Source organism: Actinoplanes sp. NPDC051859, from assembly GCF_044452725.1.
GTDB lineage: Bacteria > Actinomycetota > Actinomycetes > Mycobacteriales > Micromonosporaceae > Actinoplanes.
This window is the reverse complement of sequence record NZ_JBITBX010000012.1, coordinates 101,610-119,177: the sequence shown is the minus strand read 5'-3', so window position 1 is coordinate 119,177 and position 17,568 is coordinate 101,610. Positions and strand designations below refer to the sequence as shown.

Sequence of the window (17,568 nt, the reverse complement as noted above, 5' to 3'; positions counted from 1 at the left end):
TCTGCTCAATCCAGGGAGAGGTGGTCAGTGACGGCGCTTAGCGCCCGGTCCGGGGCGCGGGACGACCTCGCGAAACTCCGTCACCGCGTGCCCGGCCCCGCACTGCAGGGCGGCGTGCACTTCTGCACCACATTCCCGGTGCACCATCTCCAGCGGCGGTCCCTCGGGGTCGGCGAGGTAGCGGTCGCCCCATTCCTTCACCGCGACCAGCAGGGGATAAAGGTCGAAGCCCTTGGGCGTGAGGCGATACTCGTGCCGCACCCGGGCACCTGGCTCCTGATAGGGCTCCCGCCGCAGGACGCCGTGCTCGACCAGCGAAGCGAGGCGGTTGGTCAGCACCTGCCGGGGAATCGCCGTGCGCTCCTGCATGTCGGCGAAGCGCCGTACGCCGTTGAACACCTCGCGCAGCACCACGAGGGTCCACTTCTCCCCCAGCACCGCCATGGCTCGGGCGATCGTGCAGGTGTCGATGGACCAGTCGAGAGCCGGGGGGCGCGCTGTGGTCGGGGTCATAGGTGTCGAGGCTAGGTCTGATTGACAGACGCAGCAAGCCGGTGGGAACCTGCATCCATGACGCAGACTCAGACCGAGACCGACCGCACCCGCACCTTCGCCTGGTCGGACCCGGCCCAGCACGCCGAGCTGCTCGGCCGCCGCTCAGGTCTGGAGCTGCTGCAGGCCATGGCGACCGGCGAACTGCCGCCCCCGCCGGTGATGCACATGGTCGACATCGCCGGCATGGAAGTCACCGCCGGCAGCGTCACGCTCCACCTGCACCCGCAGGAGTTCCACTACAACCCGCTCGGCACCGTGCACGGCGGGGTGCTCTCCACGCTGCTCGACACCGCGGCCGCCTGCTCGGTGCACTCCACGCTGCCCGCCGGCGTCGGCTACACCAGCCTCGACCTTACCGTGAAGTTCCTGCGCCCGGTCACCATCGCCTCGGGTCGGCTCACCACCACCGGCGTCGTGCTCCAGCGCGGCCGGCGTACCGCCCTCGCCGAGGCCCGGATGACCGACGCCGCCGGGCGCCTCGTCGCCCACGCCACGTCCAGCTGCATGATCTTCGAAGCGCCCGCGGGACGCTGAGCATGCAGCAGCCCGCGTCGGCCGAGACCGACGCGGGCTGAGTCAGCTGCGGATCAGCTCGCGCTGATCGCGGGAATCAAGTCGCTGGCCGGCGGCATCCAGTCTCCCGCACTCGCCTCGACCTGCTCCCCCGAGCGAATGTCCTTCACGGTGTCGGGTTCGCCATCGATGCCCGGGAACCACACGTACGGAATCCCGCGCCGCTCGGCGAACCGGATCTGCTTGCCGAACTTCGCCGCAGAGGGCGCCACTTCGGTGCTGATCCGTCGCGACCGCAGCGACTGAGCGACCCGGTCGCACCGCGGGCGCAGTTCCTCCTGCGGCAGCGCGACCAGCACGGCTGTCGGCACACTGCGCGACACCGTCAACGCCTGGTGCCCGAAGAGCAGGCCCAGCATCCGAGAAACGCCGATCGAGATGCCCACACCGGGGAACCGTTCACTGCCCGTCGAGGCCAGGTTCTCGTACCGGCCGCCGGAACAGATCGAGCCGAAGCGCTCGTACCCCTGAAGCTGGGTCTCGTAGACGGTGCCGGTGTAGTAGTCGAGCCCCCGGGCGATCTTCAGCTCGGCGCGGACCAGGCCGGGAGCGTGCTCGGCGGCGGCCTCCACGACGCGGGACAATTCCTCGAGGCCCTCGTTCAGCAGCTCGTTGTCCACATTGAGCTTGCGGACCGCATCCACGAAGGAACCGTCCACCGCGGAGATCTCCGCGAGCCGTAGGCAAGCGTCGATCTGGGCAGGCGTCGCGTTGACGGTGTCGGCCAAGAGCTGGCCTACCTTGGCCGGGCCGATCTTGTCGAGCTTGTCGATGATGCGCAGAACCTCGTCCGGGTCCTCGAGACCGAGCCCGCGGTAGAAGCCCTCGCACACCTTGCGGTTGTTCACCAGGATCGTGGCCGGCGGGATCGGCAGCGACCGGAACGCGTCACCGATCACCAACGGCATCTCGGTGTCGTAGTGGAACGGCAGCGAGTCCCGATCCACCACGTCGATGTCGGCCTGCAGGAACTCCCGGTACCGCCCCTCCTGCGGCCGCTCGCCCCGCCACACCTTCTGAATCTGGTAGCGCCGGAACGGGAACTGCAGCTTGCCGCTGTTTTCCAGGACGAACCGAGCGAACGGCACGGTCAGGTCGAAGTGCAGGCCGAGAGCATCGTCGCCACCACCGGCGGCGGGGTCCTCCTGTAGCCGGCGCAGGACGTACACCTCCTTGGAGGTCTCCCCCTTGCGCAACAACTGATCCATCGGCTCGACGGCGCGCGTCTCCAGCGGGGCGAAGCCGTACAGCTCGAAGGTGGCGCGGATGCGCTCGATGACGTTCTGCTCGATCATCCGCTGGGCGGGCAGCCACTCCGGAAAGCCGGAAATGGGCGTGGGCTTGCTCATGGTGCTGTTCTCCTAGCGAAGGTCTAGAAACCTCGGCTGGGCGCTTCGGTCAGCTCCCGCAGGTACGGGTTGACCGCGCGCTCGCGGCCGATCGTCGTCTCGGGTCCGTGGCCGGGCAGGACCACGGTGTCGTCGGCCAGCGGCAGGATCTTGTCCCGCAGGCTGGTCAGCATCGCCGTGGTGTTGCCGCCCGGCAGGTCGGTGCGGCCGATGCTGCCCGCGAAGAGCACGTCACCGGAGAGGCAGATCTGCTCCGCATCCCAGGACGTGGCCGCGCCGGGCAGCCGGAAAAGCACCGACCCGCCGGTATGGCCGGGCGCATGGTCGACGGTGATCTCGAGGCCGGCCAGGCTCATCGTGGCGCCGTCGGTCAGCTCCGCGACGTCGTCCGGCTCCGAGTAGGTCAGCCGGCCACCGAACAGCTCGTCGAGGCCGACACCCAGGCCCTTGCCCGGATCGGCCAGCAACTCACGGTCGGCCGGATGCACGTACGCGGTGATGCCCCGCGCGCCACACACCGGGGCCACCGAGAACGTGTGGTCGAGATGCCCGTGCGTCAGCAGCACCGCCGCCGGGTGCAGGCGGTGCTGGGCCAGCACCTCGTCGAGGCGGTCCACCACGCCGACGCCGGGATCGATCACCACGCACTGTTCGCCCGGGCCGGGCGCCACGACGTAACAGTTCGTGCCGAAGGCATCGGCCGGAAAGCCGGTGACGAGCACTCGGCACCCCTCTCTAGCTGACGAAAAGCTGTCGGGTTCCCTCGAAAGCCTAGCGGGACGCACCGTACACACCGGCACGCAACCTCGCACACCACATTCTCAGTCGTTACCCGTACACTCTTGCGGGCGTGTGGCGTGGCGCACGGGCGGTGAGTGAGGAAGGAAGCCCTAGGTGGTCTCCAGCAAGGATCGTGCGCGGAAACTGGCGCGAGTCAAACTTGATCGCCAGTTGGTCCGCCGGGCCGCCAAGCAGCGACGACGGCGCCAGATCCAGGCCGGCCTCGGCGCCGCGGCCGCACTTCTGCTCGTCGTGGGCGGCATCGCCTGGCTGGGTGGTGCCTTCGACGACGATGAATCGAGCACCGACGCCGCCGACTCCGACGTGTGCGCGTGGACCGCGCAGAACGTCGAGTCGAACAAGAGCCTCAAGGACGTGGGCGAGCCGCCGACCTCGGGCATCCCCACCTCCGGCAGCCGGCCGATGACGATCACCACCGACCAGGGCGCGCCGATCGTGGTCAACCTCGACCTGGCGAACGCCCCGTGCAGCGCGGCGAACCTGGCGTACCTCGCGGGCAAGCAGTTCTTCGACAACACCACCTGCCACGAGATCACGACCGAGGGCGCGATCCGCTGTGGTGACCCGAGTGCCACCGGACAGGGCGGCCCGGCCTACAGCATCTACAACGAGAACGTGCCGTTGGCTCCCGAGCCCACGCCCAGCGCCAGCAGCTCGCCGGCGAAGGCTCCGGCCGCCGCTCCGCTCTATCCGAAGGGCACGGTGGCGCTGATCGGCGACCCGCCGGGCACCAACGGCAGTCAGTTCCTGATCTTCTTCAAGGACTTCTCGCCCAAGGTCCCGGCGTACCCGATCATCGGCACGGTCAGCGGCGGCATGGACACGGTGACGAAGATCGGCAGGATCGCGACCGAGGCCGACGCCGCGGGCAGCAAGGTCAAGCCGAAGGAAAAGATCACGGTGCAGAGCATCACCGTCGGCCAGCCCAGCGCCGAGACGGCGACCGTGCCCGGGGCCACGCCCACGGTCGCGGCTCCGTCCGCAGCGCCGTCCACGTCCAGGAAATCCTAAGCATCGCGGCGCAGCATCCCACCCGACCGCAGCCCCTCAACGCACGCAGGCATATCAGGAGGAACACCGTGTCGTCGATCAAGGACAGGCAGCGCGCGGCGGCGCGGGCCCGCCTCGAGAAAGAGATGGCCGAGCGGTCCGCGGCCGCCAAGAAGCGCCGGCAACGCCAGGCCATCATCGGCTCGGCCCTCGCCGTCGTCGCGATTGCCGGAGCGGCAGTCTGGGTCATCGCCGCGCTGGGCGACGACGACAAGAGCACCGAGGCTGGCGCACCGCCGCCCGGCACTGTTGCTTGCAACTGGATCCCGGACGACGGCAGCGGCGGCGGCAAGGTCAAGGACACCGGCGGTGTCCCCCCGGCCAATGTGCCCAACACCGGCGAGGCCACGCTGACCATCGACACCAGCCTCGGCGCGGTCAAGGCCGCCGTGGACCTGTCGAAGGCGCCCTGCACCGGCGCCGCGTTCAAGTACCTGGCGGACAAGAAGTTCTGGGACGGCTCCAAGTGCCACCGGCTCACCACCGAGGGCATCAAGGTGCTGCAGTGTGGTGACCCCTCGGCGTCGGGCAAGGGTTACCGCGAGACCGACGGCCAGGGCGGCCCGAACTTCAAGTACCCGGAGGAGAACCTTCCGGTCAACGCCAAGCCGCCGTACCCCAAGGGCACGATCGCGATGGCCAAGACCGCGGCTCCCAGCACGACGGGCAGCCAGTTCTTCATCGTGTACGCCGACACCGAGCTGGGGCCGGACTACACCGTCCTGGGCACGGTCACCCAGGGGCTCGACATCGTGGAGGGCGTGGCCAAGGCGGGCAGCGACAATTCCAACGGCCAGGGCGACGGTCACCCCAAGAAGGAAATCGACATCAAGACGATGACGATGGCTGCGGCCTGACCCACGGCACCCGTCGACAAGGGCGGCTCCCCACCTGGGGAGCCGCCCTTTCGCTGTCTCTTGCGCTATGCGCTTTCGCCGTCTGTTCCCTAGGCGCCGGAGGTCACCCGATAGGCGTCGAAGACACCGTCCACCTTGCGCACCGCCGCTACCAGATGGCCGAGGTGCTTCGGGTCGGCCATCTCGAACGTGAAGCGGCTGACCGCCACCCGGTCGCGGGTCGTCGTGACCGTCGCCGACAGGATGTTGACACGCTCCTCGGAGAGCACCCGGGTGACGTCGGCGAGCAACTTGTGCCGGTCCAGCGCCTCGACCTGAATGGCGACGAGGAACGTGGAGGCCGACGTCGGCTTCCAGCTCACCTCGACCACGCGCTCGTTCTGCTCGCGCAGGTCCTCGGCGTTCGCGCAGTCCTCACGGTGCACGCTCACGCCGCCGGAGCGGGTGACGAAACCGAAGACGGCGTCGCCCGGCACCGGAGTGCAGCAGCGGGCCAGCTTCACCCACACATCGCTGACGTCCTTGACCACCACGCCCGGATCCTGCGAGGTGCTGCGGTTGCGCGGCGGACGGGTCGCGACGGCCGTCTCGGCAATGTCCTCGACCGCGCCCTCCTCGCCGCCGAAACCGGCGACGAGCTTCTGCACGACCGACTGGGCCGAGACCGTGCTTTCGCCGACCGCGGCGTAGAGCGACGAGACGTCAGCCAGGTGCAGGTCGCGGGCGATCGTGGTGAGGTTGTCGCTGGTCAGCATGCGCTGCAGGGGCAGGCCCTGCTTACGCATCGCCTTGACGATCGCCTCCTTACCGGCCTCGATCGCCTCCTCGCGACGTTCCTTGTTGAAGTACTGCCGGATTTTGGTCCGAGCGCGCGGGCTCTTGACGAAGCCGAGCCAGTCCTGCGTCGGACCGGCGGTCGCCGACTTCGAGGTGAATATCTCGATGACGTCGCCGTTGGACAGCGTCGACTCCAACGGCACGAGCTTGCCGTTGACCCGGGCACCGATCGTCTTGTGGCCCACTTCGGTGTGCACGGCGTACGCAAAGTCGACCGGCGTGGATCCGGTGGGCAGCGGGATCACGTCGCCCTTGGGCGTGAAGACGTAGACCTCCTGGCTGGACAGGTCGAAGCGCAGCGCGTCGAGGAACTCGCTCGGGTCGCTCGCCTCCCGTTGCCAGTCCAGCAGCTGGCGCAGCCACGTCATCTCGTCGATGTGCGCGGGCGGGCCGACGATGGTCGCGCCCTTCTGCTCCTTGTACTTCCAGTGCGCGGCGATGCCGAACTCCGCCGTACGGTGCATGGCGAAGGTCCGGATCTGCATTTCCACCGGCTTGCCGGTCGGGCCGATGACCGTCGTGTGCAACGACTGGTACATGTTGAACTTCGGCATCGCGATGTAGTCCTTGAACCGGCCCGGCACCGGCTGCCAGTTCGCGTGGATGACGCCCAACGCGGCGTAGCAGTCGCGGACCGTGTCGACCAGGATGCGCACGCCGACCAGGTCGTAGATGTCGTTGAAGTCGCGGCCCCGCACGATCATCTTCTGATAGATCGAATAGAGGTGCTTCGGCCGGCCGGTGACCTCGGCCTTGATCTTCGCGGACTTCAGGTCGAGCTGGACCCGGTTGGTGACCTGGCGCAGCAGCGCCTCCCGCTGCGGCTGGTGCTCGCCGATCAGCCGGTTGATCTCCTCGAAGCGCTTCGGGAACAGGGTCCCGAAGGCGAGGTCCTCGAGCTCCCACTTGATCGTGTTCATACCGAGGCGGTGGGCCAGCGGGGCCAGGATCTCCAGCGTCTCCTTGGCCTTCTGCTCCTGCTTCGCGCGGGGCAGGAACGTCAGGGTACGCATGTTGTGCAGCCGGTCGGCCAGCTTGATGACCAGCACCCGCGGGTCCTTCGCCATCGCCACGACCATCTTGCGGATCGTCTCGGCCTTGGCGGCGTCGCCCAGCTTGACCCGGTCGAGCTTGGTCACGCCGTCGACCAGCAGCGCCACCTCGGGACCGAAGTCGGTCTTCATCTGGTCGAGGCCGTAATCGGTGTCCTCGATCGTGTCGTGCAGCAGCGCAGCCACCAGCGTCGTGGTGTCCATGCCGAGGTTCGCCAGGATCGTCGCCACAGCCAGCGGGTGTGTGATGTACGGGTCGCCCGACTTGCGGTACTGCCCCGAATGCCACCGGGCGGCCACGTCGAAGGCCCGCTGCAAGGCCCGCCCGTCAGCCTTCGGATGGCTGGACCGGTGGGTCGCAATCAGCGGCTCCAGCACCTCGCTGACCTGCGTGCTCTGCCACGGCGCATTGAACCGGGCGAGCCGGGCGCGCACCCGACGGCCGGTCGGCGCGCTGGCCAGCCCGAAACCGACGGTGGGCTCGTCGCCGGGCGACAACGGCTGGGTCGTCTCCGGATCAGGCGCCGGGGTGTCGGCGGCGGCTTTGGCGGGCTTCGGAGGCGTGGCTCCGTCAGGCTTCGCCGGCCCCGCCGGATCGCTCGGCGGCGTGGAAGCCTTGGTTGCGTCGGTCGGCTGCACCGTGCCCTCCGAGGGAGGGGCGACGTCGCTGGACACCGGCCTCCTCACGTCGCTACTGCTCACCTGGTTGGAAAAAGCCATCGTACCCGCCCGCAGTTACCGGTAGGCCCCGGCCGAAGCACCGAAAGACTACCGCCGCGCAGGGCAAAAAGCATCAAACGGTCAGCAGGGCATGGACCGTGCGGGAGCCGAGTCGCTCCCGCCCCGGAAGGAAGCCCAGCTCCATGACGACGGTGAATCCCGCGACGGTGCCGCCGGCCCGTTCGACCAGGTCCAGCGCGGCGCGCGCGGTGCCGCCGGTGGCGAGGACGTCGTCCACCACGAGCACCCGCTGTCCCCCGGCGAACGAGTCCCGGTGCACCTCCAGGGTGGCCTCGCCGTACTCCAGGGCGTACGAGGCGGCGTAGGTGTCGCGAGGCAGCTTGCCGGCTTTGCGGATCGGCACGACACCTTTGCCGATCGCGTACGCGATGGCGGCGGCGAGCACGAACCCCCGCGCCTCGATGCCGGCCACCACGTCGAACGAGTCGGCGCCGTGGTGGGCGATGATCCGGTCGGTGATCTCGCGGAAGGCCGGCCCGTCGGCGAACAGCGGAGTCAGGTCCTTGAAGGCGATGCCGGGCTGGGGGAAGTCCGGCACGTCCACGACCCGGCCGGCGACCAGCGCGGCGACCTCGGGGCCGCTGTCCCCGCGTACCTGTGCAGCAGTTTCCGTCACGCGCCCCAGCCTAGGGCACGTCTTACGGATCATGACGGCCTGCGCCGGGCCCAGCTTCCGCCTCGCGGCGCGGTCCGAACGGCCGATACAACACCGGTATTCGACCGCCCGGCCCACTTGCGAGACGAAACCTGGACTCCGTCTCGGCGTCGTCATGATCCGTAAGACGCACCCTGGACAGCGCAGAACGGCCCGCCACCCAAGGGTGGCGGGCCGGTTCGGCGAACGGATCAGCGGCGCTTCTGGCCGCCGCTCGGGCGGTTGCCCGCGCCACCGCCGCGGTTGGTGGTGCGCTTGGCGACCGGGCGGGCGCCGGGCCGCGGCGTGGCGCCGGGGTTCGATCCGGCGAGCGCCGGCACGTCGTCGGACTCGGCCGACCCGGCGGTGCGGGTGCGCTCACCGCGGGCGACGTCGCTGGACCGCGACGAGCGGCGGGCCAGCACCCGGGCGTTGTGCGCCTTGATCTTCGGGTCCATGTCCTTGAGCGTGGCGAGCACCGGCGCCGCGAAGACGATCGACGAGAGCACGCCCAGGCCCATACCGACGAAGAGCACCAGACCGAGGTCCTTCAGGGTGCCCGCGTCCAGCAGGCCGGCGCCGATGAAGAGCAGGCCGCCGACCGGCAGCAGCGCCACCAGACCGGTGTTGATCGAGCGCATGAGGGTCTGGTTGACGGCCAGGTTGGCCGCCTCGCTGTAGGTCCGGGAACTGCCCGCGGTGATCCCTCGAGTGTTCTCCTGCACCTTGTCGAACACGACCACGACGTCGTACAGGGAGAAGCCTAGGATGGTGAGGAAGCCGATGACCGTGGACGGAGTGACCTCGAAACCGACCAGTGAGTAGACGCCGGCCGTCAGCAGCAGGTCGAGGATCAGCGACGAGACCGCCGCGACGGCCATCCGCCACTCGAAGCGGATCACCAGGTAGGCGAGCACTAGCACCAGGAAGATGACGAGGCCCAGGATCGCCTGCTCGGTGACCTGGCTGCCCCATGCCTCAGAGACCCGGTCGTCGCTGATGTCGGTGGGCGCAACCTTCAGGTCGGCGACCAGCGCTTCCTTGACCTTGGTGGCCTCAGCCTGGTCCATCTCGGCGGTACGGACGTTGTAGGTCGTGGTGCCACCGCCACCGACCTCCTGCGCCGTGTGGACGTTCGCCTCGTCGATGCCGGCGGTTTCCACCGCACGCTCGACCGCGCTCCGCGCCCCTTCGGCGGAGCCGACGCTGGCGGGCAGCACGAACTGGGTGCCGCCGGAGAACTCGATGCCCTGGTGGAAGCCCTTGATGAAGAAGCTGCCGACGGCGATCAGGATCAGTGCGCCCGCGATCGCGAACCACATCTTGCGGCGACCGACGATGTTGAGGTTCGCCTCGCCCATGTAGAGGCGTTCGGCAAAGCCCTTGGCCATGTCAGGCCTCCTTCTCGGTCGGAGCGCGCTTCAGGGCACGGCCGAGGCCGCTGACCCGCGGCGACAGGAACGCCTTCGTGTTCGCGAACATCGTCATGATCGGGTGCCGGAAGAGGAACACCACGACGAGGTCGAGGATCGTCGACAGGCCCAGCGCGAAGGCGAAGCCCTTCACCGCGCCGATCGACACGATGTAGAGCACCACGGCCGCCATGATGGTGATGGTGTTGGCCGAGATGATGGTACGCCGCGCCCGGGCCCAGGCCCGCGGTACCGCACTACGCGGACTGCGACCCTCGTGAATCTCGTCTTTCAGACGTTCGAAGTAGATGACGAACGAGTCTGCTGCCACACCTAGTGACACGATGAAACCTGCGATGCCGGCGAGCGTCAGCGTGAAGCCCGTGGTCCGGCCGAGCACCACCAGTGCGCCGAAGGTCAGCAGACCGGACAGCAGCAGGCTCAGGAAGATCACCGAGCCGAGCAGGCGGTAGTAGAAGAACGAGTAGATCGCCACCAGGCCCATGCCGATCGCGGCGGCGATGAGGCCGGCGTGCAGCTGCGCGATACCCAGCGTCGCGGAGACGGTCTGGGTGGTGCCCGCTTCGAAGGTAACGGGCAGCGCGCCGTACTTGATCTTGTCGGCCAACTCCCGCGCCGAGGCCGGGTTGAACTGTCCGGTGATCTGCGACTGGCCGGTCAGCACGTCCTGGATCTCCGGCGCCGAGATGACCTCCTTGTCGAGCACCACGGCCACGAGGCAGTGCGTGGAGCTGCTGGAGAACGCCTGGGCGGCGGTCAGGCAGGAGTCGTTGGCGGCCGGCCGGAACGCCTCACGGGTCAGCTCGGTCCACTTGGTCTGGCCGGTCGAGGTGAAGTCCAGCGAGACGACCCACTGGCCGGTCGTCTGGTCCATCTGCGGCGACGCGGTGTCGATGTCGGTGCCGATGACCTTGGCGACGTCGAGGTACATCTTCGCGCCGCTCTGGCAGGACACGACCTTCGAGTTGATCTCGTCGATCGCACCGGCGGGCCGCGCGTCCAGCTGCTTGCAGCCGATCGTCGGGACGTTGAACTGCATCTCCGGCGTCAACGCGTTGACCTCGGCGCCCGAAAGCGTGCCGAACGCCTTGAACGGCTCGCCCGCCTTCACGTCGGTCGACAGGTCGACCGGGTCGGTGAGCTTGCTGGCCGCGGCCCACGCCGCGGCGCCGACCTTCTTCTCGACGGCGGCACGCTGGTCCTTGATCTCCGTAGAGATCGGCGCGGGTGCCGGAGCCGGGGCCGATGCGGAGGCCGACGGGGCCGGAGCCGGCGCGGAGGCGCTGGCGCTGGGCGCGGGAGCACGCTCGCCGCCGCCCTGACCGCCGGTGCCCCCACCCTGGCCGGCAGACGCCGACGGGACGGCACTCGTCGTCGCGGCCGGCGCCTTCGCCGTAGCGCTCGGCTTAGCCGCACCGCTCGGTGTCGGGGCACCGCTCGGCGCCGTGCTGGGCGCGGCGGTCGGCGGGTTGAGCGCGATCTCGGCGGTGTCGCCGGCCACCTTGAGGACCTTGCGGAAGCGCATCTGCGCCGCCTGGCCGACGTTCTTGAGCTGGTCGTTGGCCTCGCCGGCGACGGACACCACGATGTTCTGGTCGCCCTCGACGACGACCTCGGCCTCGCTCACACCGAGCGCGTTGACCCGCTGGTCGATGATCCGCCGGGATTCTTCCATGCTCTCCCGGCTGGGCACCTGGCCGCCGGCGAGCGAGGCGACGTAGGTGGCCTGCGTGCCGCCGATCAGGTCGAGGCCGAGCCGGGGCTCCAGGCGCTCCTGGTAGCTCAGGTCCTTGGTGCCCGGACCCCAGAACACCAGCGCATAGAGGATGGCGAAGAGGAGACCGAGCACGGCGAGTTGCCGCCCGGGATGCGGTTGTCCCTGTGGTGGTCGTGCCACGACTGTCGATCTCCTCGTACTTCAGAGCTGCCGCGGGAGCGCGGCCGCAGGTGGGGAAAGAGCGGGGCAGGCCGCGTCGGACCGGACGCGGCGTTCCGGCCGGAATGCCCGGCGACGATTATTCACAACAATGGGCCGATCGGGTGCCCCGCCCCGCGGCCCGTCTTGGATCATCGCAAAGTCGCGGCCCGCGAGGTGCGGGCCGCGACGGCGAATTCAGTCGTTTTTGCGGGTCTCCACGATCGGGCTCTGGGCAGGCTCGTCAGCGGCCGGCTCGGCGGCGACGGGCTCCTCGGCGGTAGTCGCGGACTCCGACTTGATCACTCGCGCGATGGCCGGGCGGGCGTACCGGGCGGTGACTCCCGGCGAAAGCTCGACCGTGACGACCTCATCGTCGGCCGCGACGACGGTGGCGTGCAGGCCGCCGATGGTCACGATCTCGTCGCCCGGGCCGAGCGCCGCCTGCATGGCCTGCGCCTCCCGGCGCCGCTTCTGCTGCGGACGGATCATCATGAAGTACATGACGCCAAAAAGCAGGACAATCAGCAGAAGCGGCATGAAACTGCTGCCACCCTCCGCCTGAGCTGCGAAAGACACGAGGAAGAACCTTCCGTGGGGCCACCACCGCGGGATCGGACGCGCGGCGGGGCGAGATATACATCCCGCTGGACGGCGGCGAGTCTAATCCTTCTTCCTGGGAGATCCGGGCGCGGCACACGTCACGTTCACATTACGGAGCGGAATCCGTATCCCGGGCGAACAAATCCGGCTGATGCGGCAGGGCACCCCGGCCCTCCGGCGGCGTCTTCCCCAGATGCTGCCAGCCGGCATCGGTCGCCACCCGCCCCCGCGGCGTACGCGCCAGCAGCCCGGCCCGCACCAGGAACGGCTCGCACATCTCCTCGACGGTGTCGGACTGCTCCCCCACCGCCACCGCCAGCGTGGACAGGCCGACCGGACCGCCCCGGAACGACTCGACGAGCGCGCGCAGCACAGCGCGGTCCAGCCGGTCCAGACCGAGCTGGTCCACGTCGTACACGGTGAGGGCGGCCTTCGCGGTCGCCTCGTCCACGATCCCCTCGCCCCGCACCTCGGCATAGTCCCGGACCCGCCGCAGCAGCCGGTTCGCGATTCGGGGCGTCCCCCGCGAACGTCCGGCGATCTCCGCGGCCCCCTCGGGCGTGATCGGCACCCCGAGGATCCGCGCCGACCGGTGCAGCAGAGCGTCCAGATCGGCCGGCGAGTAAAAGTCCAGATGGGCCACGAACCCGAACCGGTCGCGCATCGGACCGGACAGCAACCCGGCCCGCGTCGTCGCACCGACCAGCGTGAACGGCTCCACATCGAGCGGAATCGCGGTCGCCCCGGGCCCCTTGCCCACGACGACGTCCACCCGGAAGTCCTCCATGGCGCTGTAGAGCAGCTCCTCGGCGGGCTTCGCAATCCGGTGGATCTCGTCGATGAACAGCACGTCGCCCTCGGTGAGCCCGGTCAGGATCGCGGCGAGATCCCCCGACCGTTCGATCACCGGCCCACTCGTCGTCCGAATCCCCGTCCCCAACTCCGCCGCGACGATATTGGCCAACGTGGTCTTACCGAGGCCAGGCGGGCCCGAAAGCAGGATGTGGTCGGGCGGGCTGCCGCGGCCCATCGCGCCCTTGAGCAGCAGTTCGAGCTGGTCGCGGACGCGGTGCTGGGCGATGAAGTCGGCGAGGCGGCGGGGTCGGACACTGGCCTCGGCGTCGAGGTCCTCGTCCTCCGCGTACGGGGAGACACTCATCGGGTGCGGCCCAGCAGGCGAATGGCCTGGCGCAGCAGAATCGGCACCGGAGGCGTCTCACCGCCGTCGAGCGACTCGGCGACCGCGGCGACGGCCTGGTCCGCTTGCTGATTGGACCAGCCGAGGGCCACGACCCCCTGGCGAACCTGCTCCTGCCAGGCGCCCGCCAGCGCGCCGGCGACCCCGTCCGGGCCGGTGGAGACAGCGCCGATGCGGTCACGAAGTTCGAGGACGAGGCGTTCGGCGCCTTTCTTGCCGATGCCGGGCACCCGAGTCAGGGCGGCAATGTCGCCGGACGAAACGGCACGGCGCACCGCCTCGGGCGGGTGGACGGCGAGGACGGCCTGCGCGATGCGAGGTCCGATGCCGCTGGCGGTCTGGAGCAGTTCGAAGAGGTGCTTTTCGTCGTCGTCGGCGAAGCCGTACAGGGTGAGCGAGTCCTCGCGGACGACGAGGCTGGTGGCGAGGCGGGCTTCGGCCCCGGTCTTGAGGCCGGCCAGCGTGCCCGGGGCGCACTGGACGGCCAGGCCGACGCCGCCGACCTCGATGACGGCGCTGTCCGGGGCGATGGCGGCGACCACACCGCGCACGCTGGCGATCATCGGCGAACTCCTGGTCTGCGGGCGGCGGGTGCGGAAGATCGGGCGGCTTTCAGCGCGGCGGCCTGCAACCGGGCGCGGGTGCCACCACGCCAGATGTGGCAGATGGCGATGGCGAGGGCATCGGCGGCATCGGCCGGGCGGGGCGGCCCGTCGAGGCCCAGCAGGCGGGTCACCATGCTGGTCACCTGGGCTTTGCCGGCCGTGCCGGAGCCGGTGACCGCGGCCTTGACCTCGCTGGGCGTGTACGTCTGAACGGGCAGGCCCGCGCGCGCTCCCGCGAGGATGGCGATGCCGCTGGCTTGGGCCGTACCCGTGATGGTCTGGGTGTTGTGTTGACTGAAGACCCGCTCGACAGCGACGCTTTCGGGCCGGTGCTCGGCGACCAGTTCGCCGAGCGCGCGGTCGAGGTGCAGCAGCCGCAGGGCGATGTCATCGTCCGGCTCGGTGTAGACGACGTAGTAGCCGACGAGCTTTCCCGGGCGGCCGGGCTGTCCTTCGACCACCCCCACACCGCACCGGGTAAGGCCGGGGTCGATGCCGAGCACCCGCATGCGCGCCCCCTCTCCTCGGACGTGTGTTCGACAACCCTAGTACTCCCCCGCTCAGGAGCCTCGGCCGACACACACATCGGCCGCCCGGGGAAACCCCGGGCGGCCGTGAGCAGCAAGATCAGGCGTCGAGCTTCGCCAGGACGTCGTCGCTGATGTCGAAGTTCGCGAAGATGTTCTGCACGTCGTCGCAGTCCTCGAGCACGTCGATCAGCTTGAGGACCTTGCGGGCGGCTTCCTCATCGACTTCGACGGTCATCGTCGGCACCAGGGAGGATTCGGCCGAGTCGTAGTCGATGCCGGCGTCCTGCAGGGCGGTGCGGACGGCGACCAGGTCGCCGGGCTCGCTGACGACCTCGAACGACTCGCCGTGGTCGTTGATCTCCTCGGCACCCGCATCGAGCACGGCCAGCATGACGTCGTCCTCGGACTGCTCGCCCTTGGGGACGATCACGACGCCCTTGCGGTTGAACAGGTAGGACACCGAGCCGGCGTCGGCGAACGTGCCGCCGTTGCGGGTCAGCGCGGTGCGCACCTCGGTGGCCGCGCGGTTGCGGTTGTCGGTGAGGCATTCGATCAACAGAGCGACACCGTTGGGGCCGTAGCCCTCATACATGATCGTCTGCCAGTCGGCGCCGCCGGCTTCGAGGCCGGAGCCACGCTTGACCGCCCGGTCGATGTTGTCGTTCGGGACCGAGCTCTTCTTCGCCTTCTGGATGGCGTCGTAGAGCGTGGGGTTACCAGCCGGGTCGCCACCGCCAACACGGGCCGCCACCTCGACGTTCTTGATCAGCTTGGCGAACATCTTGCCGCGCTTGGCGTCGATGACGGCCTTCTTGTGCTTGGTCGTCGCCCACTTGGAGTGGCCGGACATGCGTAACCTCCGTGTCTCGCTTACCGTGCGTCTGCGGCGTGGCGGACCATCTCGACGAAGTACCGGTGGACGCGAAGGTCGCCGGTCAGCTCCGGGTGGAAAGCCGTGGCGAGCAGGTTCCCCTGCCGAACGGCGACAATCCTACCGGCGGCGGGTCCGCCTTCGACGCGGCCCAGCACCCGCACGTCGCCGCCGACTTCCTCGACCCACGGCGCCCGGATGAACACGGCGTGGAAATCGCCGCCCTCGACGTCGTCCATCCGTACAGCGGCTTCGAACGAGTCCACCTGCCGACCAAAAGCGTTGCGCCGCACGGTCATGTCGATCCCGGCAAACGACTCCTGGTCCGGTCGCCCGTCCAGCACGGTGCTCGCCAACATGATCATTCCGGCGCAGGAGCCGTAGACGGGCATGCCGTCGGCGATCCGCTTGCGGATCGGATCGAGCAGCCCGAAGGTGATCGCCAGCTTGCTCATCGTGGTCGACTCGCCGCCGGGAATGACGAGGGCGTCGATCTCGTCAAGCTCCTCGGGCCGCCGCACCGGGCGGGCCAGCGCGTCACACTCGGCCAGCGCGGCCAGGTGCTCACGGACGTCGCCTTGCAGGGCGAGAACTCCGATGTTCATGGCTTCCTTCAAAGTCAAGATCAAAAGCTGGATGTCGTGCCTGAGTGGGTGGTGCAGATCGCAGCTCCCGCCGAGCCGGGCGCGAAGGACCAGTCGCCTGGCGGCTCCGGAACGGACCTTCGCACCCTTCATTCTGAGTGAATGGGAAAACCCGCCGCAGCCCGGTCTGAGCGCGCGCCACCAACCAGTGCGCCGACCTCGGCGCGGGCACGCGGCGATCGTTCCGACAGGAGCGCGGGATCTGGTTGCGCCGCCGCCAGGGCTGATCCTGCTCCAGAACGCCCTGCCAGGCGCTTCGCGTCGTGGGACACAACGCCGCGCCGGTCGTGGACCGGCGCGGCGTTCAGAGAGCTGTTACCAGCCGCGTTCGGCGAGGCGGTGGGGCTGGGGGATTTCTTCGACGTTGATGCCGACCATGGCTTCGCCGAGGCCGCGGGAGACCTTGGCGATGACGTCGGGGTCGTCGTGGAAGGTGGTGGCCTTGACGATGGCCTCGGCGCGCTGGGCCGGGTTGCCGGACTTGAAGATGCCGGAGCCGACGAAGACGCCTTCGGCGCCGAGCTGCATCATCATGGCCGCGTCGGCCGGGGTGGCGATGCCGCCGGCGGTGAACATGACGACGGGCAGCTTGCCGGTGGCCGCGACCTCCTTGACCAGGTCGTACGGCGCCTGCAGCTCCTTCGCGGCGACGTAGAGCTCGTCCTCGGACAGCGAGGTCAGGCGACGGATCTCGCCCCGGATGGTGCGCATGTGGGTGGTGGCGTTGGAGACGTCCCCGGTGCCGGCCTCACCCTTGGAGCGGATCATGGCTGCGCCCTCGGTGATCCGGCGCAGCGCCTCGCCGAGGTTGGTGGCACCGCAGACGAAGGGCACGGTGAACTGCCACTTGTCGATGTGGTTGGCGTAGTCGGCCGGGGTCAGGACCTCGGACTCGTCGATGTAGTCGACGCCGAGCGACATGAGCACCTGGGCTTCGACGAAGTGGCCGATCCGGGCCTTCGCCATGACCGGGATGGAGACGGCGCTGATGATGCCGTCGATCATGTCCGGGTCGCTCATCCGGGACACGCCGCCCTGGGCGCGGATGTCGGCGGGGACCCGTTCGAGGGCCATGACGGCGACCGCGCCGGCGTCCTCGGCGATCTTGGCCTGCTCCGGCGTGACCACGTCCATGATCACACCACCCTTGAGCATTTCGGCCATACCGCGCTTCACGCGGGCGGTACCGGTGGTGGGCTGGCTGTCGGGCGCGCTCTCGGACACGGTGCTGGGCTCCTCACGAGGTTTTGCGGATTCGCGAGAATTTTACGCACCGGGCGGTTGCCGTCCGATGTCCAATCGACCCCCCGGTGGCCTGCA

Annotated in this window: 17 protein-coding genes; 3 read left to right on the top strand and 14 right to left on the bottom strand. The window is 69.1% G+C overall.

What is annotated here, in order from left to right:
• Nucleotides 1-24 precede the first annotated feature (24 nt).
• Nucleotides 25-513, bottom strand: a complete 489-nt coding sequence (locus tag ACIA1L_RS27140) for a winged helix-turn-helix transcriptional regulator (RefSeq protein WP_396075789.1) — start codon at nucleotides 511-513, stop codon at nucleotides 25-27.
• Nucleotides 514-570: 57 nt separating this feature from the next.
• Between ACIA1L_RS27140 and ACIA1L_RS27135 the strand changes: the two genes are divergently transcribed.
• Nucleotides 571-1,089: a PaaI family thioesterase gene (locus ACIA1L_RS27135; protein WP_396075788.1), complete on the top strand. Its 519-nt coding sequence runs from the start codon at nucleotides 571-573 to the stop codon at nucleotides 1,087-1,089.
• 53 nt (nucleotides 1,090-1,142) lie between these two features.
• On the opposite strand, the gene hisS is transcribed toward ACIA1L_RS27135, so the two are convergent.
• Nucleotides 1,143-2,477 (bottom strand): histidine--tRNA ligase, encoded by a 1,335-nt coding sequence (hisS, locus tag ACIA1L_RS27130; RefSeq protein WP_396075787.1) that lies wholly within the window; start codon nucleotides 2,475-2,477, stop codon nucleotides 1,143-1,145.
• Between the two features lie 23 nt (nucleotides 2,478-2,500).
• Nucleotides 2,501-3,199, bottom strand: a complete 699-nt coding sequence (locus ACIA1L_RS27125) for an MBL fold metallo-hydrolase (RefSeq protein ID WP_396075786.1) — start codon at nucleotides 3,197-3,199, stop codon at nucleotides 2,501-2,503.
• A 172-nt stretch (nucleotides 3,200-3,371) separates the two neighbouring features.
• Between ACIA1L_RS27125 and ACIA1L_RS27120 the strand changes: the two genes are divergently transcribed.
• A complete protein-coding gene (locus ACIA1L_RS27120) occupies nucleotides 3,372-4,289 on the top strand; it encodes a peptidylprolyl isomerase (RefSeq protein WP_396075785.1) in 918 nt (305 codons plus the stop codon).
• 68 nt (nucleotides 4,290-4,357) lie between these two features.
• The gene (locus ACIA1L_RS27115; RefSeq protein ID WP_396075784.1) at nucleotides 4,358-5,185 is read left to right on the top strand and encodes a peptidylprolyl isomerase; all 828 of its coding nucleotides are present in this window, start codon (nucleotides 4,358-4,360) and stop codon (nucleotides 5,183-5,185) included.
• An 89-nt stretch (nucleotides 5,186-5,274) separates the two neighbouring features.
• Here ACIA1L_RS27115 and ACIA1L_RS27110 read toward each other — a convergent pair whose 3' ends face one another.
• The 11 genes from ACIA1L_RS27110 to pdxS form a co-directional block, all read right to left on the bottom strand.
• Nucleotides 5,275-7,749 carry a RelA/SpoT family protein gene (locus ACIA1L_RS27110; protein ID WP_396075783.1) on the bottom strand — a complete coding sequence of 825 codons (2,475 nt, stop codon included), beginning with the start codon at nucleotides 7,747-7,749 and terminating at the stop codon, nucleotides 5,275-5,277.
• 118 nt (nucleotides 7,750-7,867) lie between these two features.
• A complete protein-coding gene (locus ACIA1L_RS27105; RefSeq protein WP_396075781.1) occupies nucleotides 7,868-8,431 on the bottom strand; it encodes an adenine phosphoribosyltransferase in 564 nt (187 codons plus the stop codon).
• A gap of 230 nt (nucleotides 8,432-8,661) precedes the next feature.
• Entirely contained in the window at nucleotides 8,662-9,840 is a 1,179-nt protein-coding gene (gene secF / locus ACIA1L_RS27100) for a protein translocase subunit SecF (protein WP_396075780.1), read from the bottom strand.
• A gap of 1 nt (nucleotide 9,841) precedes the next feature.
• The gene (gene secD, locus ACIA1L_RS27095; RefSeq protein ID WP_396075779.1) at nucleotides 9,842-11,779 is read right to left on the bottom strand and encodes a protein translocase subunit SecD; all 1,938 of its coding nucleotides are present in this window, start codon (nucleotides 11,777-11,779) and stop codon (nucleotides 9,842-9,844) included.
• Nucleotides 11,780-11,995: 216 nt separating this feature from the next.
• The gene (gene yajC / locus ACIA1L_RS27090) at nucleotides 11,996-12,337 is read right to left on the bottom strand and encodes a preprotein translocase subunit YajC (RefSeq protein ID WP_396075778.1); all 342 of its coding nucleotides are present in this window, start codon (nucleotides 12,335-12,337) and stop codon (nucleotides 11,996-11,998) included.
• 172 nt (nucleotides 12,338-12,509) lie between these two features.
• Entirely contained in the window at nucleotides 12,510-13,559 is a 1,050-nt protein-coding gene (gene ruvB, locus ACIA1L_RS27085; protein ID WP_396075777.1) for a Holliday junction branch migration DNA helicase RuvB, read from the bottom strand.
• Complete coding sequence (gene ruvA / locus ACIA1L_RS27080; RefSeq protein ID WP_396075776.1) at nucleotides 13,556-14,161, bottom strand: Holliday junction branch migration protein RuvA; 606 nt, start codon at nucleotides 14,159-14,161, stop codon at nucleotides 13,556-13,558. Before ruvA ends, ruvB begins: the two co-directional genes overlap by 4 nt.
• On the bottom strand, nucleotides 14,158-14,712 hold the full coding sequence (gene ruvC / locus ACIA1L_RS27075; RefSeq protein ID WP_396075775.1) for a crossover junction endodeoxyribonuclease RuvC: 555 nt from the start codon (nucleotides 14,710-14,712) through the stop codon (nucleotides 14,158-14,160). Before ruvC ends, ruvA begins: the two co-directional genes overlap by 4 nt.
• A 118-nt stretch (nucleotides 14,713-14,830) precedes the next feature.
• Nucleotides 14,831-15,583: a YebC/PmpR family DNA-binding transcriptional regulator gene (locus tag ACIA1L_RS27070; RefSeq protein WP_396075774.1), complete on the bottom strand. Its 753-nt coding sequence runs from the start codon at nucleotides 15,581-15,583 to the stop codon at nucleotides 14,831-14,833.
• Between the two features lie 20 nt (nucleotides 15,584-15,603).
• On the bottom strand, nucleotides 15,604-16,209 hold the full coding sequence (pdxT, locus tag ACIA1L_RS27065) for a pyridoxal 5'-phosphate synthase glutaminase subunit PdxT (protein ID WP_396075886.1): 606 nt from the start codon (nucleotides 16,207-16,209) through the stop codon (nucleotides 15,604-15,606).
• 354 nt (nucleotides 16,210-16,563) lie between these two features.
• Nucleotides 16,564-17,472 carry a pyridoxal 5'-phosphate synthase lyase subunit PdxS gene (gene pdxS / locus ACIA1L_RS27060; RefSeq protein ID WP_396075773.1) on the bottom strand — a complete coding sequence of 303 codons (909 nt, stop codon included), beginning with the start codon at nucleotides 17,470-17,472 and terminating at the stop codon, nucleotides 16,564-16,566.
• Between the last annotated feature and the right edge of the window lie 96 nt (nucleotides 17,473-17,568).

Coding starts and splice junctions, on each gene's coding strand:
- ACIA1L_RS27140 (WP_396075789.1), bottom strand. CDS start 513: ATGACCCCGACCACAGCGCGCCCCCCGGCTCTCGACTGGTCCATCGAC.
- ACIA1L_RS27135 (WP_396075788.1), top strand. CDS start 571: ATGACGCAGACTCAGACCGAGACCGACCGCACCCGCACCTTCGCCTGG.
- hisS (WP_396075787.1), bottom strand. CDS start 2,477: ATGAGCAAGCCCACGCCCATTTCCGGCTTTCCGGAGTGGCTGCCCGCC.
- secF (WP_396075780.1), bottom strand. CDS start 9,840: ATGGCCAAGGGCTTTGCCGAACGCCTCTACATGGGCGAGGCGAACCTC.
- yajC (WP_396075778.1), bottom strand. CDS start 12,337: ATGCCGCTTCTGCTGATTGTCCTGCTTTTTGGCGTCATGTACTTCATG.
- ruvB (WP_396075777.1), bottom strand. CDS start 13,559: ATGAGTGTCTCCCCGTACGCGGAGGACGAGGACCTCGACGCCGAGGCC.
- ruvA (WP_396075776.1), bottom strand. CDS start 14,161: ATGATCGCCAGCGTGCGCGGTGTGGTCGCCGCCATCGCCCCGGACAGC.
- ruvC (WP_396075775.1), bottom strand. CDS start 14,712: ATGCGGGTGCTCGGCATCGACCCCGGCCTTACCCGGTGCGGTGTGGGG.
- ACIA1L_RS27070 (WP_396075774.1), bottom strand. CDS start 15,583: ATGTCCGGCCACTCCAAGTGGGCGACGACCAAGCACAAGAAGGCCGTC.
- pdxT (WP_396075886.1), bottom strand. CDS start 16,209: ATGAACATCGGAGTTCTCGCCCTGCAAGGCGACGTCCGTGAGCACCTG.